At 58.7% G+C, this 15,761-nt stretch carries 14 protein-coding genes; 5 read left to right on the top strand and 9 right to left on the bottom strand.

All coding sequences use genetic code 11. From position 1 onward, the window contains the following. Positions 1 to 39 precede the first annotated feature (39 nt). On the bottom strand, positions 40 to 1,332 hold the full coding sequence (locus KOL70_RS18510) for a family 10 glycosylhydrolase (protein ID WP_215481421.1): 1,293 nt from the start codon (positions 1,330 to 1,332) through the stop codon (positions 40 to 42). A 172-nt stretch (positions 1,333 to 1,504) separates the two neighbouring features. Between KOL70_RS18510 and KOL70_RS18515 the strand changes: the two genes are divergently transcribed. Continuing rightward, the gene (locus tag KOL70_RS18515) at positions 1,505 to 1,825 is read left to right on the top strand and encodes a hypothetical protein (protein ID WP_215481300.1); all 321 of its coding nucleotides are present in this window, start codon (positions 1,505 to 1,507) and stop codon (positions 1,823 to 1,825) included. A gap of 31 nt (positions 1,826 to 1,856) precedes the next feature. Here KOL70_RS18515 and gabP read toward each other — a convergent pair whose 3' ends face one another. Beyond that, entirely contained in the window at positions 1,857 to 3,254 is a 1,398-nt protein-coding gene (gene gabP / locus KOL70_RS18520) for a GABA permease (protein ID WP_058770212.1), read from the bottom strand. A 104-nt stretch (positions 3,255 to 3,358) separates the two neighbouring features. Beyond that, positions 3,359 to 4,612: a 4-aminobutyrate--2-oxoglutarate transaminase gene (gabT, locus tag KOL70_RS18525; RefSeq protein ID WP_215481301.1), complete on the bottom strand. Its 1,254-nt coding sequence runs from the start codon at positions 4,610 to 4,612 to the stop codon at positions 3,359 to 3,361. Positions 4,613 to 4,721: 109 nt separating this feature from the next. On the opposite strand from gabT, the gene KOL70_RS18530 reads away from it, so the two are divergent. Beyond that, on the top strand, positions 4,722 to 6,215 hold the full coding sequence (locus tag KOL70_RS18530; RefSeq protein WP_193750270.1) for a PLP-dependent aminotransferase family protein: 1,494 nt from the start codon (positions 4,722 to 4,724) through the stop codon (positions 6,213 to 6,215). A 14-nt stretch (positions 6,216 to 6,229) separates the two neighbouring features. Here KOL70_RS18530 and KOL70_RS18535 read toward each other — a convergent pair whose 3' ends face one another. Beyond that, positions 6,230 to 7,093, bottom strand: a complete 864-nt coding sequence (locus tag KOL70_RS18535) for an aldo/keto reductase family oxidoreductase (RefSeq protein WP_215481302.1) — start codon at positions 7,091 to 7,093, stop codon at positions 6,230 to 6,232. Positions 7,094 to 7,190: 97 nt separating this feature from the next. Here KOL70_RS18535 and KOL70_RS18540 point away from each other — a divergent pair, with 97 nt between their 5' ends. Beyond that, positions 7,191 to 8,102 carry a LysR substrate-binding domain-containing protein gene (locus tag KOL70_RS18540; protein ID WP_215481303.1) on the top strand — a complete coding sequence of 304 codons (912 nt, stop codon included), beginning with the start codon at positions 7,191 to 7,193 and terminating at the stop codon, positions 8,100 to 8,102. Here KOL70_RS18540 and KOL70_RS18545 read toward each other — a convergent pair. Beyond that, entirely contained in the window at positions 8,083 to 8,685 is a 603-nt protein-coding gene (locus KOL70_RS18545; protein ID WP_021509093.1) for a TetR/AcrR family transcriptional regulator, read from the bottom strand. The genes KOL70_RS18540 and KOL70_RS18545 overlap by 20 nt on opposite strands. 130 nt (positions 8,686 to 8,815) lie before the next feature. Between KOL70_RS18545 and KOL70_RS18550 the strand changes: the two genes are divergently transcribed. Beyond that, positions 8,816 to 9,208 (top strand): RidA family protein, encoded by a 393-nt coding sequence (locus tag KOL70_RS18550; RefSeq protein ID WP_215481304.1) that lies wholly within the window; start codon positions 8,816 to 8,818, stop codon positions 9,206 to 9,208. 83 nt (positions 9,209 to 9,291) lie between these two features. Here KOL70_RS18550 and KOL70_RS18555 read toward each other — a convergent pair whose 3' ends face one another. The 4 genes from KOL70_RS18555 to KOL70_RS18570 all read right to left on the bottom strand — a co-directional run bounded on the left by KOL70_RS18555 (position 9,292) and on the right by KOL70_RS18570 (position 14,161). Then, a complete protein-coding gene (locus tag KOL70_RS18555; protein ID WP_125310943.1) occupies positions 9,292 to 10,758 on the bottom strand; it encodes an aspartate aminotransferase family protein in 1,467 nt (488 codons plus the stop codon). Between the two features lie 12 nt (positions 10,759 to 10,770). Next, positions 10,771 to 12,153: a diaminobutyrate--2-oxoglutarate transaminase gene (locus tag KOL70_RS18560; protein WP_021509096.1), complete on the bottom strand. Its 1,383-nt coding sequence runs from the start codon at positions 12,151 to 12,153 to the stop codon at positions 10,771 to 10,773. 215 nt (positions 12,154 to 12,368) lie between these two features. Further along, entirely contained in the window at positions 12,369 to 13,133 is a 765-nt protein-coding gene (locus KOL70_RS18565; RefSeq protein WP_215481305.1) for an A24 family peptidase, read from the bottom strand. Between the two features lie 818 nt (positions 13,134 to 13,951). Next, complete coding sequence (locus KOL70_RS18570) at positions 13,952 to 14,161, bottom strand: hypothetical protein (RefSeq protein ID WP_021509377.1); 210 nt, start codon at positions 14,159 to 14,161, stop codon at positions 13,952 to 13,954. 463 nt (positions 14,162 to 14,624) lie between these two features. Between KOL70_RS18570 and arnB the strand changes: the two genes are divergently transcribed. Further along, entirely contained in the window at positions 14,625 to 15,761 is a 1,137-nt protein-coding gene (gene arnB, locus KOL70_RS18575) for a UDP-4-amino-4-deoxy-L-arabinose aminotransferase (protein ID WP_215481306.1), read from the top strand.

Here is a 15,761-nt window from a genome sequence, read left to right on the forward strand (position 1 = left end):
GCTTCAGGCCAGCAGTATTCCTCTGCTGGCCTGAATAATTCATTTTCCCCAGCGCTGACGTAAATAATCGACCGCCTGCTGCGTCTGCGGCTGATTAAGATAATCTTCGCGAAACAGAATGGTGCCGTCGATGTGCGGCAGCGATTCATTCAGATCGAGCTGTTTTTTCAGTTCGGGAACGCCGCCCTGAACCGTCCAGTCCGGCTCACTTTTCGAGGCTTCACCCACCTTATACAGCGCCACGCCGATGTACAGCCGGGTGTGCGTGGGCTGTACTACATTGGCCCACCAGCGCGCCAGGACGTCATAGCGCGCGGCCTGACGGGCAAACGGCCAGTACAACTGCGGCGCGATGTAATCCAGCAGGCCAAGCTGCACCCAGCGGCGCGTGTCTGCATAGGCTTCATCATAAGCCGCCGCACCGCGCGTATCGGAGCCGGCTGCATCGTGCGACAGATTACGCCATACGCCCGCCGGGCTGACGCCGAACTCAACGCCAGGCTTGAGCTGTTTAATCGTGCGGGAAACCTGCTCGATCAGCAGCTGGGTATTGTGCCGCCGCCAGTCGGCTTTGCTGGCAAAGCCCGCGCCGTACTGGCGAAAGGTGGCGCTGTCATTGAGCGGCGATGTCGCGGTTTCCGTATAGAAATAGTCATCAAACTGAACGCCATCAATGGCGTAGTTTGACACCACTTCCGCCACGATGCTGGTGATCCAGTCGCGTGCCGCCGGAATGCCCGGATCGAGCACGAAGCGGTCGCTGGCGGTGCGGATCCAGTCACGATGCAGCACAAACACGCTGGCCGGCTGCAGCTGGAGCGTGTTGTTTAACGCCGTCACGGTGGCAGGTTTGGTATTGGTCGACACGCGATAAGGATTAAACCACGCATGCACCTTCATACCGCGTTTGTGCGCCTCGTCGAGGATAAATTGCAGCGGATCGTAACCCGGATCCTGCCCGATGTTGCCGGTCAGGGTATCGGACCATGGCAGGATACGCGAACGCCACAGGGCGGTGCCATCGGGCTTCACCTGGAAAAATACCGTGTTAATCCCCAGGCTGTGCAGCTTATCCAGTTTGGCCGTCAGCGCCTGCTGCTGCTGGCGAATACGCAGCGCCGGGCTGGCTGTGACGGAAGATATCGGCGGCCAGTCGAGGCGCGACACCGTAGTGAGCCAGACGCCGCGCACTGGTTCAGTCTGCGCTGCGGGTTTAGCCGGAACAGGTGGTTTAGTCGGCGACGTAAACGGGGTGACCAGCGATTTTGGCGGCTCCGAGGCGCAGCTGGCCAGCAACAGCACGGCAGACAGCAGACGGGCGACGCGTTTAATGTGGGTAACAGAGAGGTAACGCGCTGAACAGGCTATGATAAACTCCGTTTCTTGTAGTCCGTTATTCGCAGGCGTTCATTCTCTGATCCTCAGACATAATGTCAAGACATTGGCTAAGATGAATGCCGCCGCGGCGCTGTCGCGCGTCCCGCCTCTTACAGGAGTTCTCACTATGCAATACGAAGACCTTTATCGCCGCATTGGCCAGATCATTTTTAGCTGTGGCCCCGACGGCGCGCAGGTGCTGGTGGTGCAGGCGGAGCTGTTTGCCGATGAGGAGGGCGGGCAGTTTCAGTTTAACTACCTTGATGAAAACGGCGAACCGGACTGGTTCGAGCCGGACGCGCGCGCGATTGGCGATCTCAGTGCTGCGCTGAAAGACTTTCAGCAATACTTTATCGAACATGAGATGACTGAAGGGCAGCCGGTGTGGACGCACTGCACCGTGACGATTAACGTGGCGGATGAGTCGATCAGTATTGATGTGGAGTAACGGCGGGCTTCCGTGCCCGTTAAGGCGAGCGTTACGAACGCAGCGCTACCATCTCCTCGCTGTTTTTACGCGCCGCGCGCTTGCGGTGCACAATCTGGCTGGCGACCAGCACCAGCAGCGTTAACAGCCCGGTGGCGATAATTTCTGAACGATGCTGTGCATTGAACAGCATTGACGTCAGTACGCCAACAATGAACACCATGGTGGCCCACGTCAGACCCGGGAACAGCCACATGCGATAGCTGAGCTGCTCGCCGCGCGCCTCGCGCTTTTTCCGCAGCACCAGATGCGAAGCGGCAATGACCAGATAAACCAGCAGCGCAATGGCGCCGGAGCTGGCCAGCAGGAACTCAAACACCGCGCTCGGCGCCAGATAGTTGGCGATCACCGCCAGAAATGCTGCGGCGGTAGACATCAGTACTGCGACCCACGGCGTGCCGCTGCGCGTGGTGCGCGAGGCCGCCGCTGGCGCATCCTGACGACGCGACAGGGAATAGAGCATGCGCGACGCGGTATAAAGCGCAGAATTGAGACAGCTGCATACCGCGATCAGCACCACCACATCGACAATCTGCCGGGCATACGGCACGTTCATCATCTCCATCGCCGTCTGGTAAGACCCGGCTTTCATCAGCGACGGCGTATTCCACGGCACCAGCGCCACCACCAGAAAGATCGACAGCAGATAAAACAGCGCAATACGCCAGATCACCGAGTTGGTGGCGTGGGTAATTTGCTTGCGCGGCTCATTGGATTCGGCGGCGGCAATGGTGACGATTTCCGTGCCCATGAAAGAGAACATGGTGGTAAGAATGGCGGCGAGCACGGCACTGATACCGTTAGGCATGAAGCCGTGAGTGTCGTACAGATGTGAAATACCCTGCGTGCTGCTGCCGGGCAACAGGCCAAACAGCGCCAGGCTGCCGGCACCAAGAAAGGCGACGATAGCCACCACTTTCAGCAGCGCGAACCAGAACTCAAACTCACCGTAGTTTTTCACGCTGAACAGGTTGCTGATGGTCAGGAAGCTGGTGATCGCCAGCGTGTATTCCCACACCGCCACCTGCGGGAACCAGCCGTGCAGAATGGTGCCGGCGGCGTTGGCCTCCAGCGGGATCACCAGTACCCAGAACCACCAGTAAAGCCAGCCGATGGTAAACCCAGCCCAGCGGCCAAGAGACTTGTCGGCGTAAGTGGAGAAGGAACCGGAGTCCGGTGAGGCGACCGCCATCTCCGCCAGCATGCGCATAATAAGCACCACCAGCGCGCCGGCGGCGATATAGGCCAGCAGCACCGCCGGTCCGGCTTCGGCAATCGCATGGCCGGAACCGACGAACAGCCCGGCGCCAATCACTCCGGCAATCGACAGCATGCGCACGTGGCGGGGTTTCAGGCTTTGTGCCAGTACATCGGCATTCTGAGCAGTCATCAATATCTCTCCAGATCGTCTCTCAGGCGGGGCAGACCCCGCCTGTTATGCAGGTGAAACTTGCCTGCGCGCGGCAGGTAAGCGATCGGACAATGGGTGGAACGCTAAGACTGGCTGAGCAGGCTGTCGAGAATATCCAGCGCCTGACGGAACTGGGCATCCGGAATGGTGAGCGGATAGAGGAAGCGGATCACGTTGCCCTGCGGGCCACAGGTCAGCAGTAGCAGACCGCGCGTCATCGCCTGTTGCTGCAGCGCCTGCGCCTGCTGCGCGCTGGCAAACTCCACCGCTACCATTGAGCCCAGCGCACGCACGTCGGTAATCGACGCGTTAGCGCGGCGCGCGCGGTGCAGCAGTTCGCTCAGCGTAGCGCCCAGTTGGCTAGCACGCTGGCACAGCTTTTCTTCCTCGATGACATCCAGCACCGCATGCGCGGCGGCAATCGACAGCGGATTGCCGGCGTAAGTACCGCCCAGCCCGCCCGGACCGGGCGCATCCATGATGTCAGCGCGACCGCTCACCGCCGACAGCGGCATACCGCCCGCCAGACTTTTCGCCATGGTGATGAGATCGGGCTGGACGCTGTAGTGCTCCATGGCAAACAGCTTGCCGGTGCGGGCAAATCCGCTCTGTACCTCATCGGCAATCAGCAGAATGCCGTGCTCATCGGCCAGTGCACGTAGCTGCGTAAGAAACTCTGCCGGCGCGATGTGGAAACCGCCTTCACCCTGCACCGGTTCCAGTACGATGGCGGCCACATCCTGCGGCGCGATGTCGTGGCTGAACAGGTCGTGCAGGCTGGCGATAGCGTCCTCAACGCTGATGCCGGTGACCGCGTTAGGGTAGCGGGCGTGAAACACCGAGGCCGGCATCGGGCCAAAATCGCGCTTGTAAGGGGCCACTTTGCCAGTCATCGCCATGGTCATGAAAGTACGGCCGTGAAAGGCGTTACCGAAGGTGATGATGCCGTGACGACGGGTAGCGGCGCGCGCCACTTTAACCGCATTCTCTACCGCTTCAGCGCCGGTGGTGAAAAAGGCGGTTTTGGCTTTACCGGCAATTGGCACCCGCTGATTGATGCGTTCCGCCAGCGCCACATAGCTCTCATACGGCGTGACCTGGAATGCGGTATGGGTGAATTTTGCTAACTGATCGGCAATGGCCTGCACGATACGCGGATGACGGTGGCCGGTGTTGAGCACCGCGATGCCGCCAGCAAAATCAATCCAGCTATTGCCCTCAACGTCACGCAGCGTGGCGTTTTCGGCCTGATCGACATACCACTGACAAAGATTACCGGTGCCTCGCGGCAGCGCGTCATCTTTGCGTTGTTGCAACTGGTTGTTTTTACCTTCCATAACCTTTCCTTAGCGATAAGCGTCTTTACAAATCACGACAAACACGCTTATTTATGCCTGCACTGAGCGCGGTTGCCAGAGCCAATTTCACTGAGAAGGATGGAGCCAATTGCGGAGTTTGTACGCCGATCATGTATTGGAACGACTACAGTTTGTCGCGGAAGGCACGCTGCAGCAGCGCCTGCTGCACTGCATGCAGGCGGCGATTGTAGAGGGCATTTTCCCGCGCGGCTCACGCCTGCCGGCGACGCGTGATTTAGCGCGCGAGCTGGCGGTGTCGCGTAATACGGTGCTCAACGTCTATGAAAATCTGGTCGCGCAGGGATATGTCAGCGCGCGCACCGGCAGCGGCACCTGGATTGCAGAAAACCTGCCGGAAGGGAGCCTCAACAGCACGCCGGCGCTGCCGCTCAGTGAACCCCTGATGAGTAAACCGGCGGCGATTTCAAAACGCGGCGCCACGCTGCTCGGTCACGCCAATGCCTCGCCTTATCAGTGGGGTGCCTTTGTGCCCGGCGCGCCGGATGTGCGTGAGTTTCCGCATAAGTTGTTTAGCCAGATTCAGTCGCGCCTGAATCGCGAACCCGACATCGAGCGGCTGATTTACAGCAGTAACGGCGGCTGTCCGCAGCTGCGCCAGGCGCTGGCTGAGTATCTCAGCGTGGCGCGCTCGGTGCGTGCCGACGCCGATCAAATCATCATTACTGAAGGCATTCATCAGGCGGTGGATCTGGTGACGCGCGTGCTGTGCGACGCGGGCGATCCAGTGTGGATCGAGGAGCCAGGCTACTGGGGCACGCGCAACCTGTTACGCATTAACGGGCTAAAAATTCAGGCCAAAGCGGTGGATGAACAGGGCATTATCCCGGAGCTGGCACCGCGCAGCAAAGCGCCGAAGATGATTTTTGTGACACCGTCACACCAGTATCCGCTGGGTGTGCATCTCAGTCTGGAGCGGCGCAGACAGCTGCTCGACCTGGCGCGCAAACACAAAAGCTGGCTGGTGGAAGATGACTATGACAGCGAATTTCGCTTTGCCGGCCAGCCATTCCCCTCGCTGCAGGGCTTTGAGCCGGATGCGCCGGTTATCTATATGGGCACCTTCAGTAAAACGCTCTATCCCGCGCTGCGTCTCGGCTATCTGGTGGTACCAAAAGCGCTGGCGCAGCCGCTGCGCGTGGCGGCGGCCGAACTCTATCGCGGCGGGCATCTGCTGGTGCAGCGTGCGCTGGCGGAATTCATCCAGAAAGGCCACTACATGACGCATATCCGCCGCATGCGCAAACTCTACAGTCAGCGCCGGCGCTTTATGATGACGCTGATTGAGCGCTACCTGGGCGCGGCTTTTATGCCGGTAGTCAATCATGAAGCCGGGCTGCATCTGGTGCTGAATCTGCCCCCGGGCTGTGATGATGTGGCGATTGCCGCGCTGGCGCTGCGACGCGGCGTGAAGGTGCGGCCGCTGTCGCAATACTATATGCATCCGCAGGAGCGACGCGGTCTGCTGCTCGGTTACGCCTGCGTGGATGAGCGCCAGTGCCAGGATGCGTTCGGTGTGCTCAAAGCCTGCCTGGTGGAAGCGGGCATCGCCGGGCGGGGATAGCCCCGGCGTGTGCCTTACGCCCGGCCAATGCTGTCCAGTTGCGCAACCACCTCCGGGCTCAGCGTCAGCGCCGCGCTGGCCAGATTTTGCTGCAGATGCTGCGGCGAGGAGGTGCCGGGAATCAGCAGAATATTATCTGAGCGTTGCAACAACCAGGCGAGCGCCACCTGCAGCGTACTGGCGTTGAGCGTGCTGGCCACCGCGCTGAGCTGTTCCGACTGCAGCGGCGAAAAACCGCCGAGCGGAAAGAACGGCACGTAGGGAATGCCCTGCGCCGCCAGCTGATCGATCAGCGCCTCATCCTGACGATTGGCGAGGTTATACAGATTCTGTACGCAGGCAATCGGCGTCATCTGCTGTGCCTGCGCCACCTGACTGGCGGTCACGTTGCTCAGGCCAATGTGCCGAATCAGGCCACGCTGCTGCAACTTAATCATCGCCTCGATTTGCGGCTCCAGCGATCCCTCTGCCGGTCCATGAACGCTCAGCATCGAGCGTAAATTGACGACCTCCAGCACGTCGATCCCCAGATTACGCAGGTTATCTTCAACCGCCTGCGTCAGTTCCTCCGGCGTGCTGGCGGGCAGCCAGCCGCCTTTGGTATCACGTCGGGCACCCACTTTGGTCACCAGCACCAGATCGCTGGGGTAAGGATAGAGCGCTTTTTTGATCAGCTGATTGGTGATGTGCGGCCCGTAAAAATCACTGGTGTCGATGTGATTCACACCGGCAGCCACGGCATCGCGCAGCACCTGTAGCGCGCGGGCTTCATCTTTTGGCGGGCCAAATACGCCGGGACCGGCCAGCTGCATGGCACCGTAGCCGAGACGGGCAACCTGACGGTCGCCCAGCGTATAAGTAGTTGTAGTCTGTGACATGTAAACCTCCTTCATCGGATAGTGTTTAAATTGTAATCACAACGGTGCTGTGCGACTATCCGTGTAAATCAGGACAGACTGTACGGAGTGACGCACAATGGCGCTGGATATGGCGTCGCTGCATGCGGTAGTGGCGGTGGCAAAAGCCGGTGGATTTCGCGAGGCGGCGCGCATGAGCGGCAGCAATCCGTCGCGTTTGAGTGATGCGGTGCGGCGCGCCGAAGAGCAACTGGGCGTTCGGCTGTTCAATCGCACCACGCGAACGGTGGTGCTGACCGAAGCGGGCCGGGCGCTGATGTCACGGCTGCTGCCCGCCATGAACGAAGTGGATGCGGCGCTGGATGCCCTGAACACGTTCCGTGACACGCCGGGCGGCACGCTGCGGCTGAACGTGCCGGTCAGCGCGGCGCGGCTGGTATTACCGGCGATTGTGCCGGGATTTTTGCAGCGCTATCCGGACATCCGGCTGGAGATTGTGGCGGAAAGTAATGTGCAGGACATTTTTCGCGACAGCTGCGATGCCGGTATCCGTTACGACGATCATCTGGAACAGGATATGGTGGCGCTGCCGATTGGTCCGCGCGTGCAGCGCTTTGCCGCGGCCGCGGCGCCAGCCTATCTGGCGGCTTACGGTACGCCGCAGCATCCGCGCGACCTGATGCAGCATCGCTGTCTGTATGGTCGTTATGCCACCGGGGTGACGGCCGAATGGGAGTTCAGCCGCGGCGCGGAACGCATCACGTTACAGCCGCAGGGGCCGCTGATTTGCAGCATCGGTGCGGCGATGGAGCTGACGGTGTCAACGGCCATCGCCGGTGCCGGCGTAGTGTATCTGTTTGAGGACTGGCTGAAGCCGGCGCTGGCCAACGGCAGTCTGCAACCGATTCTTGCCGACTGGTGGCTCAGCTTTCCCGGCCTGTGGCTGTATTACAACGATCGCCGGCTGATCCCGGCACCGCTGCAGGCGTTTCTCAGCTGGATACGCGAACTCAATGCGACGCCGGGTTAACCAGCAGCCCGGAAACCAGCAGTCGGAAAGCCTGCACCGCACGCGGCAGCGCCGCGACCGGCTCATCGGCAGCGGCAATCCACAGCGCGGCATTGAGCGCGGCGCCGTTGACCAGTTGCGCCGCCGCTTCGGTATCGACCGGTTTCACTGTACCTTCCTCAATCAGCTCCGCCAGCATGGCGGCGGTGGTGCGCAGACAGGCGGTCTGATTAGGCCAGCGCGACGGATCGCCCAGCACCGCCGGGCCATCCAGCAGCATGATGCGCTGGACTTCCGGCTCCAGCGACATCTCGATATAGGTAATGGCTTCCGCCAGAAACGCGTGCCAGCGAGTGTGATACTGCTGTCCGGCTGCGCGCATCTGCTCAAGAATCTCACCATCAATCTGGTCAATAACCGCCTGCAATAACCCTTTCTTATCGCCGAAATTATGATACAGCGCACCGCGCGTCAGCCCGGCGGCTGCCGTGAGGTCATCCATTGACGCTTCGCTGTAACCTTTCTGCGCGAACGCGCGTCGTGCAGCGGCAATCAGTTTGCCGCGTGTCTCTTCCACCTGGTCTGCCCGTCGTCTGGCTGCCATCGCTGTTCCTTAAATTTTTGCATTGACATACGCCGCGTATGTAAAACATAGTAATACATACGCGGCGTATGTTAAAGCGAAAACGGGCATAGCTAACCCGCTTTCTTCTCTCATCTTCAGGAGTACGATTATGAACAAACGCGATGCTGTTTTTCCAGCGGGCCGTCAGGCGTTGTACAACATCAATAAATACTCTGCGGCGATTCGTTCCGGCGAACTGCTGTTTGTTTCCGGCCAGGTGGGCAGCCGTGATGATGGCACCGCCGAGCCCGATTTCACGCGTCAGGTTAATCAGGCGTTCACCAATCTCGCGGCGGTGCTGAAGGCCGCCGGTTGCAGTTTCGATGACGTGGTTGATGTCACTACGTTTCATACCGATCCGGAAGCGCAGTTCGTCACGGTGAACGAAGTACGGCTGCGCTTCTTCGGCGATGAGCCTTATCCCAACTGGACGGCGGTGGGCGTTAACTGGCTGGCGGGCTATGATTTTGAAATCAAGGTGATTGCGCGCATTCCGCAGTGAGCCAGCGTGCGGCGATCTGTTTTTAAGCTATAAAAAAAGCCGCTAACTGTTGCCGGTTAGCGGCTTGTTCACTTCACGCCTAATCAGGCGCTCAGCAGTTGATCAGCGGTTTTTTCTACCAGCACCAGCAGCAGCTTGATGTCTTCCAGCGTGACGGTCGGGTTCAGCAGCGTCAGCTTTAGGCAGGTCATGCCTGCGTGCTCGGTCACACCGACGTTAGCGCGGCCAGACTCCAGCAGCGCATCGCCGATACGCTGGTTGAACAGGGCGATCTGCGCGCTGTCGCTCAGCTGGGCTGGACGATAGCGGAACAGCACGCTGGCCAGCTGTGGCTGCATTACCAGCTCCAGACGCGGCTCAGATTCAACGAACTGCGCAACGTCCTGTGCCAGGCTCACACCGTGGTCGATAATCGCGGCGTACTGCTTCTGACCCAGCGCTTCCAGACCCATCCACAGTTTCAGCGCATCGAAACGACGCGTGGTCTGCAGTGATTTGGACACCAGGTTCGGCACGCCGGCTTCTTCATCGAACTCGGAGTTCAGGTAAGCCGCCTGATAACGCATCAGCTCATAGTGACGCGCGTCTTTCAGCAGGAACGCGCCGCAGCTGATGGTCTGGAAGTATTGTTTGTGGAAGTCGAGGGTGACGGAATCCACCAGCTCCAGACCATCCAGGTAATGACGATACTTTTCAGACAGCAGCAGCGCACCGCCCCAGGCCGCGTCCACGTGCACCCAGATGTTGTGCTCAGCGGCGATGGCTGCGATTTCACGCAGCGGATCGATGGCGCCGGCATCGGTGGTGCCTGCCGTCGCGACGATCGCCAGGATTTGTTCACCGTTGGCTTCAGCCTGCGCCAGTTTGGCTTTCAGGTCATTCACGTCCATACGGGCGAACTGATCCGATTTCACCTGCACCACAGATTGATAGCCGTGGCCCAGCAGCGCCATATTCTTCTGCACGGAGAAGTGGGCGTTTTCTGAGCACAGCACTTTAATCTTGCGCAGATCGCCAGTGATGCCGTGCTGCTGCACGGAATGGCCCTGACGTGCATAGAAAGCGTCACGTGCCAGCATCAGGCCCATCAGGTTGCTCTGCGTACCGCCGCTGGTGAACACGCCCGCATCACCGGCCGGATAGCCAACCTGCGCACGCAGCCACTCAATCAGTTTAATTTCAATAATGGTGGCAGAAGGGCTCTGATCCCACGAATCCATGCTCTGGTTAGTGGCGTTGATCAGCACTTCAGCCGCCTGGCTTACCACCAGGCTCGGACAGTGCAGGTGCGCAACGCACTGCGGATGGTGCACCGCCAGACTGTCTTTGAGGAAATATTCAATCGCACGTTCAATCGCGGCCTGGTTGCCCAGGCCGTTTGGATTGAAGTCGAGCGTGATACGCTCGCGCAGTTCGGCAACCGTTTTGCCCTGGTACATCTCAGGCTGTTGCAGCCACTGCACAACCGCGGCGCTGCTCTGGGCAATCGCCTGCTGGTACGCCTCAATGCTCGGGGCCGAGGCGGCCAGAATCGGGTTTACTTCAGACATTTACTCTTCCAGTCAAACAGGTTTGACGCCAGCGCCCAGCAGCGCCTGCTCAAATTTATCCAGGAACACGGCCAGCTCTTCGTTGCTGATCAGCAGTGATGGCAGCAGGCGCAGTACCGCACCATGACGACCGCCACGCTCCAGAATCAAACCGGCTTCGAAGCATTTTTTCTGCAGCAGTGCAGAGAGTTCGCCGTCGGCCGGGAAGCTGCCCATGTGGTCAGCTGGCTCGTGTGGCTTAACGATTTCGATACCGATCATCATCCCGAGGCCGCGTACGTGACCAATAACCGGGAAGCGTTTCGCCATCGCGTTCAGCTGGGCTTTCAGCCATTCACCCTGTTCTGCCACTTTGCCGGCGATGTTCTGCTCGGTCAGGATCTTCAGCGTCGCCAGACCGGTTGCCATCGCCAGCTGGTTGCCGCGGAAGGTACCGGTGTGGTGGCCAGGTGACCAGGCGTCAAACTGCTTTTTAATACCCAGCACGGCCAGAGGCAGACCGCCACCCACCGCTTTAGACATCACGATGATGTCTGGCTCAATGCCCGCGTGTTCGAAGGCAAAGAACTTACCGGTACGGGCAAAGCCAGCCTGGACTTCGTCAAGGATCAGCAGAATGCCGTGTTCCTGGGTCACTTTGCGGATGCGCTGCAGCCACTCAGCTGGCGCCGGGTTCACGCCGCCTTCACCCTGAACTGCTTCGAGGATCACGGCCGCAGGTTTACGCACGCCGCTTTCAACGTCGTTGATCAGGTTTTCGAAGTAGTAGGTCAGGGCTTTCACGCCAGCTTCCCCGCCGAGGCCCAGCGGGCAACGGTACAGGTGCGGGTAAGGCATGAACTGCACTTCTGGCATCATGCCGTCAACCGCTTCTTTCGGCGACAGGTTGCCGGTCACGGACAGCGCGCCGTGCGTCATCCCGTGGTAACCGCCAGAGAAGCTGATTACGCCGCTGCGGCCGGTGACTTTTTTCGCCAGCTTCAGCGCCGCTTCAACGGCATCAGCACCGGATGGACCGGTGAACTGCAGGCAGTACTCTTTACCCTGACCTGGCAGCAGCGAGAGCAGAGATTCGGAGAACTGATCTTTCAGAGGCGTCGTCAGATCAAGAGTATGTAACGGCAAGCCGCTGGTAATGACATTTTGGATGCTCTGCAGAACATCAGGATGGTTATGACCAAGTGCCAGCGTCCCTGCGCCAGCCAGACAGTCAAGATATTGTTTGTTTTCAACATCCGTAATCCACACGCCATTGGCTTTGGCAATCGCTAAAGGCAACTTGCGCGGGTAACTCCTGACGTTTGATTCAAACTCAGCCTGACGGGCTAAGAATGCGTCGTTGTTTCCGTTGAATGAGTTGGCACCAAAAGTATCAATACGGACTTTATCCGTCATCATATCTCTCCTTCAACCGGGGCTCGAACAGGCTGGCCGATTGACTAGTTGAACAAAAAAGTATCAGTGGCTCAAAAAACGCGGCCAATATAGAGCCTTTTGACGCACATCACAATGATTAATTTTGTTTAGAATTGTTTATTCTTTTCATATAGGAATCAGGACGTTGGACAGAAACTGGCCACTTATTTTAGCGCCGCGATATGAACAGGCGATTAAATAATCGTGTGAATAAAAAGACTTATGCCCGCCAGTGCCAGCCACGGACCAAAGGGCAGCACGTGATACAGCTCGCGTTGCCAGCCTAATCGGGCCAGCAGAACAAACAAAATTGCGCCTGTGCAAGCCAGTAACAGCACAAAGGGTAAAAGCGCCCAGCCAAGCCAGGCACCCAGCGCAGCCAGCAGTTTGGCGTCTCCGCCACCGAGACCGGGGCGCTTTTTTATCAGCTGGTAGAGTCCACCCATTAGCCGCAGTGCGCTGTATCCCGCAACTGCGCCGAACACCGCGTCATGCAGCGTTCCGGGCAGCCAGTGCAGCGCTTTGAACAGCAGGCCAAGCCACAGCAGTGAAAGGGTGATAGCGTCCGGCAACAGCAGATGCTCAATGTCGATGAGGGTTAGCGCCAGCAGAATCCAGGCGAGCAGCAGGGCGGCAGGCAGGCGGCTATCGGGCGGCAGCAGCCAGGCCAGCGCCAGGCTGATCGCGGCGGTGAGCAGCTCCGTCAGCGGGTAGCGCAGGCTCACCGGGTGGTGGCAGTAGCGACAGCGTCCGCGCAATAGCAGCCAGCTGAGCAGCGGCAGCATATCGATCGCGCGCAGCGTGGTCTGGCAGTGTGGACAGTGCGAGCGCCGCAGCAGCAGGGTAATGCCGGGTTGCGGGTTCATTACCTGCTGTGGCAGGCGATAAATGACTACGTTGAGAAAGCTGCCGACACAGAGCGCCAGCAGTGTACCGATCAGCCAGTAGGCGATTTCCATGAGGTTTTCTCCTGCTGTCCATGCAGCGTTGGGTTTCTCGGTTGCCATCAATGGCGACCGTGCAGATCATGGCGCGGTTACCGTGGGGGCGATTTTTTGCCCGGTTGCACGGCAGGATGCCATAAAGGTGCCGCGTAACCTGTTTGCGCGATAAATCGCGCCGCTACGGATTTGTGCGGTTTGACGGCAGGTCACCATAAATGGCGACCCTACAGGTTTCACAGCGTGCGCATTTATGCGCACCGCGAAATCGCGCCGCTACCAGTTCTGTGCTGTTTGACGACAGGTCGCCATAAATGGCGACCCTACAGGTTTGGCAGGGTGCGCATTGACGCGCACCGTGAAATCGCGCCGCTACGGATTTGTGCGGTTTGACGGCAGGTCACCATAAATGGCGACCCTACAGGTTTCACAGCGTGCGCATTGATGCGCACCGCGAAATCGCGCCGCTACCAGTTCTGTGCTGTTTGACGACAGGTCGCCATGAATGGCGACCCTACAGGTTTTGTAAGGTGCGCATTGATGCGCACCGCGATCTGTCGCCAACCCTGGCCGGTGTGCGAGAGGCACAATACGCCGGCGGAGACGGCGTGGCGAGCAGCAAAGCGGCGTTGCAGCGATTTGCAGCAGGATTTACGAGCGGGTTCCAGAGAACAGAGGAGATATAAGCGGGGGATGCCTGAATGCTGTGAGCTGGCAATGACCAAATCGATGCGAAGACAGGCAAAAATCCAATCGATGGACCAGCTGAGGCGGGCAACAATCTAATCAATACGCCAGCGGAGACAGATAATAACCTTATCTATGCGCCAGCGAGTTTACTGGCTCTGTTTGAACTGCTGCATGGCTTCCAGCACATTGCTGGTGGCGAGCGACATCACCCATTCGCTGTTGCGAAACACGTCATAATGCCCGGCGTTATAGCGAAACACATACAGCTCACCGCGGAAACGCAATCCTTTTGTTTTCACGCCAATGTGATGCCGGCGCAGTGCTGCTTGTGAAAGTCTGTCAGTCGCGGTTCTCATCATCATTCTCCTGTACAGCCTTTGGCGTCACTATCCCAGGGAAGAATAAGCAGCCAACCTTAGGATAACCTTAAGAACAGTATAGTCTCTTAGTTAATGCTTTGAAAAATGGCGATTTTAATTGCCGTGTGTCGACCAGCAGACCAATGATGTCTGACCCGATGCTGATTTCCGGCCCCGGCGCGCAATCTTCTACCAATCTTCAACATCACGTAAAAAAGTCAGCGTGCCGCTTTGCCATTTAATGTTCAGTTAAGTTTTCCCCCGTATTTTGGTTTCTTATAGCGATAAAACAGACCTGCTTAAGTTTTATTGCGCGCAGATGACAGCCGCCCTGCGAACACACTCGTTTAAGTAACGTTTAAACAAAAGGTTACAGCGTGTTTCATCAGGTTGTCATGCGCGGTAATAACGCTTGTTTTATTTTTCAGCATGTTTTCAGGCACAACAGTAAGGTTATCTTATGAGTTTCCTTCCGTTTTCGCGCCCGGCATTGGGTGAGGAAGAACTGGCCGCGGTGCAGGCGGTATTTGCATCGGGCTGGATTACCACCGGACCGCAGAATGCTGCGCTGGAGCAGGCGTTTTGCCAGCTCACCGGCAACCAGCACGCTATTGCCGTCAGCTCCGCCACAGCAGGCATGCACGTTACGTTGATGGCGCTGGGTATCCAGCCCGGCGACGAGGTGATCACCCCGTCGCTGACCTGGGTTTCCACGCTCAATATCATTACGCTGCTGGGCGCCACGCCGGTGATGATCGATGTGGATCGCGATAACCTGATGGTGAGCGCAGAACAGATCGAAGCGGCCATTACGCCGCGCACCCGCGCCATCGTGCCGGTTCACTATGCCGGTGCGCCGGCGGATATCGACGCCATTCGCGCCGTCAGCGCGCGCCACAATATCCCGCTCATTGAAGATGCGGCCCACGCGGTAGGTTGTTACTACAAAGGCCGGCACGTCGGGCAGCAGGGCACCGCAATCTTTTCGCTGCACGCCATCAAAAACATCACCTGCGCCGAAGGCGGCATCGTGGTGACCGATGATGCGCAGCTGGCTGACCGCCTGCGCAGCCTGAAATTCCACGGCCTCGGCGTCGATGCCTACGATCGCCATACCCATGGCCGCAAACCGCAGGCCGAAGTGATCATGCCCGGTTTTAAATACAACCTGCCAGACATCAACGCCGCGATTGCGCTGGTGCAGCTGCAAAAGTTGCCGGCCATCAATGCACGTCGCGAGGCCATCGCCGCGCGCTATTTGCACGAGCTGGCAGATACGCCGTTGCTGCCGCTGGTGCAGCCGGCGTGGCCGCATCAGCATGCGTGGCATCTGTTTATCATTCGCGTGGACGAAGCGCGCTGCGGTATTAGCCGCGATGCGCTAATGGAGCAGTTGAAAATCCATGACATCGGCACCGGCCTGCATTTCCGCGCCGCGCATACGCACAAATATTACCGTGAACGCTATCCGCAGCTCTCGCTGCCTGCCACCGAATGGAACAGTGAACGTATCTGCTCGCTGCCCCTGTTCCCCGACATGCACGATGACGATGTAACGCGTGTGATTGCTGCCTTACGCCACCTTGCGGGAGCCTGA

This window comes from Pantoea sp. B270, from assembly GCF_018726825.1.
Classification (GTDB): domain Bacteria; phylum Pseudomonadota; class Gammaproteobacteria; order Enterobacterales; family Enterobacteriaceae; genus Pantoea; species Pantoea dispersa.

Bases quoted from the DNA above. Each gene is read 5' to 3' on its own strand.
- KOL70_RS18515 (WP_215481300.1), top strand. From the start codon at position 1,505: ATGCAATACGAAGACCTTTATCGCCGCATTGGCCAGATCATTTTTAGC.
- gabP (WP_058770212.1), bottom strand. From the start codon at position 3,254: ATGACTGCTCAGAATGCCGATGTACTGGCACAAAGCCTGAAACCCCGC.
- gabT (WP_215481301.1), bottom strand. From the start codon at position 4,612: ATGGAAGGTAAAAACAACCAGTTGCAACAACGCAAAGATGACGCGCTG.
- KOL70_RS18535 (WP_215481302.1), bottom strand. From the start codon at position 7,093: ATGTCACAGACTACAACTACTTATACGCTGGGCGACCGTCAGGTTGCC.
- KOL70_RS18540 (WP_215481303.1), top strand. From the start codon at position 7,191: ATGGCGCTGGATATGGCGTCGCTGCATGCGGTAGTGGCGGTGGCAAAA.
- KOL70_RS18545 (WP_021509093.1), bottom strand. From the start codon at position 8,685: ATGGCAGCCAGACGACGGGCAGACCAGGTGGAAGAGACACGCGGCAAA.
- KOL70_RS18550 (WP_215481304.1), top strand. From the start codon at position 8,816: ATGAACAAACGCGATGCTGTTTTTCCAGCGGGCCGTCAGGCGTTGTAC.
- KOL70_RS18555 (WP_125310943.1), bottom strand. From the start codon at position 10,758: ATGTCTGAAGTAAACCCGATTCTGGCCGCCTCGGCCCCGAGCATTGAG.
- KOL70_RS18560 (WP_021509096.1), bottom strand. From the start codon at position 12,153: ATGACGGATAAAGTCCGTATTGATACTTTTGGTGCCAACTCATTCAAC.
- KOL70_RS18565 (WP_215481305.1), bottom strand. From the start codon at position 13,133: ATGGAAATCGCCTACTGGCTGATCGGTACACTGCTGGCGCTCTGTGTC.
- KOL70_RS18570 (WP_021509377.1), bottom strand. From the start codon at position 14,161: ATGAGAACCGCGACTGACAGACTTTCACAAGCAGCACTGCGCCGGCAT.
- arnB (WP_215481306.1), top strand. From the start codon at position 14,625: ATGAGTTTCCTTCCGTTTTCGCGCCCGGCATTGGGTGAGGAAGAACTG.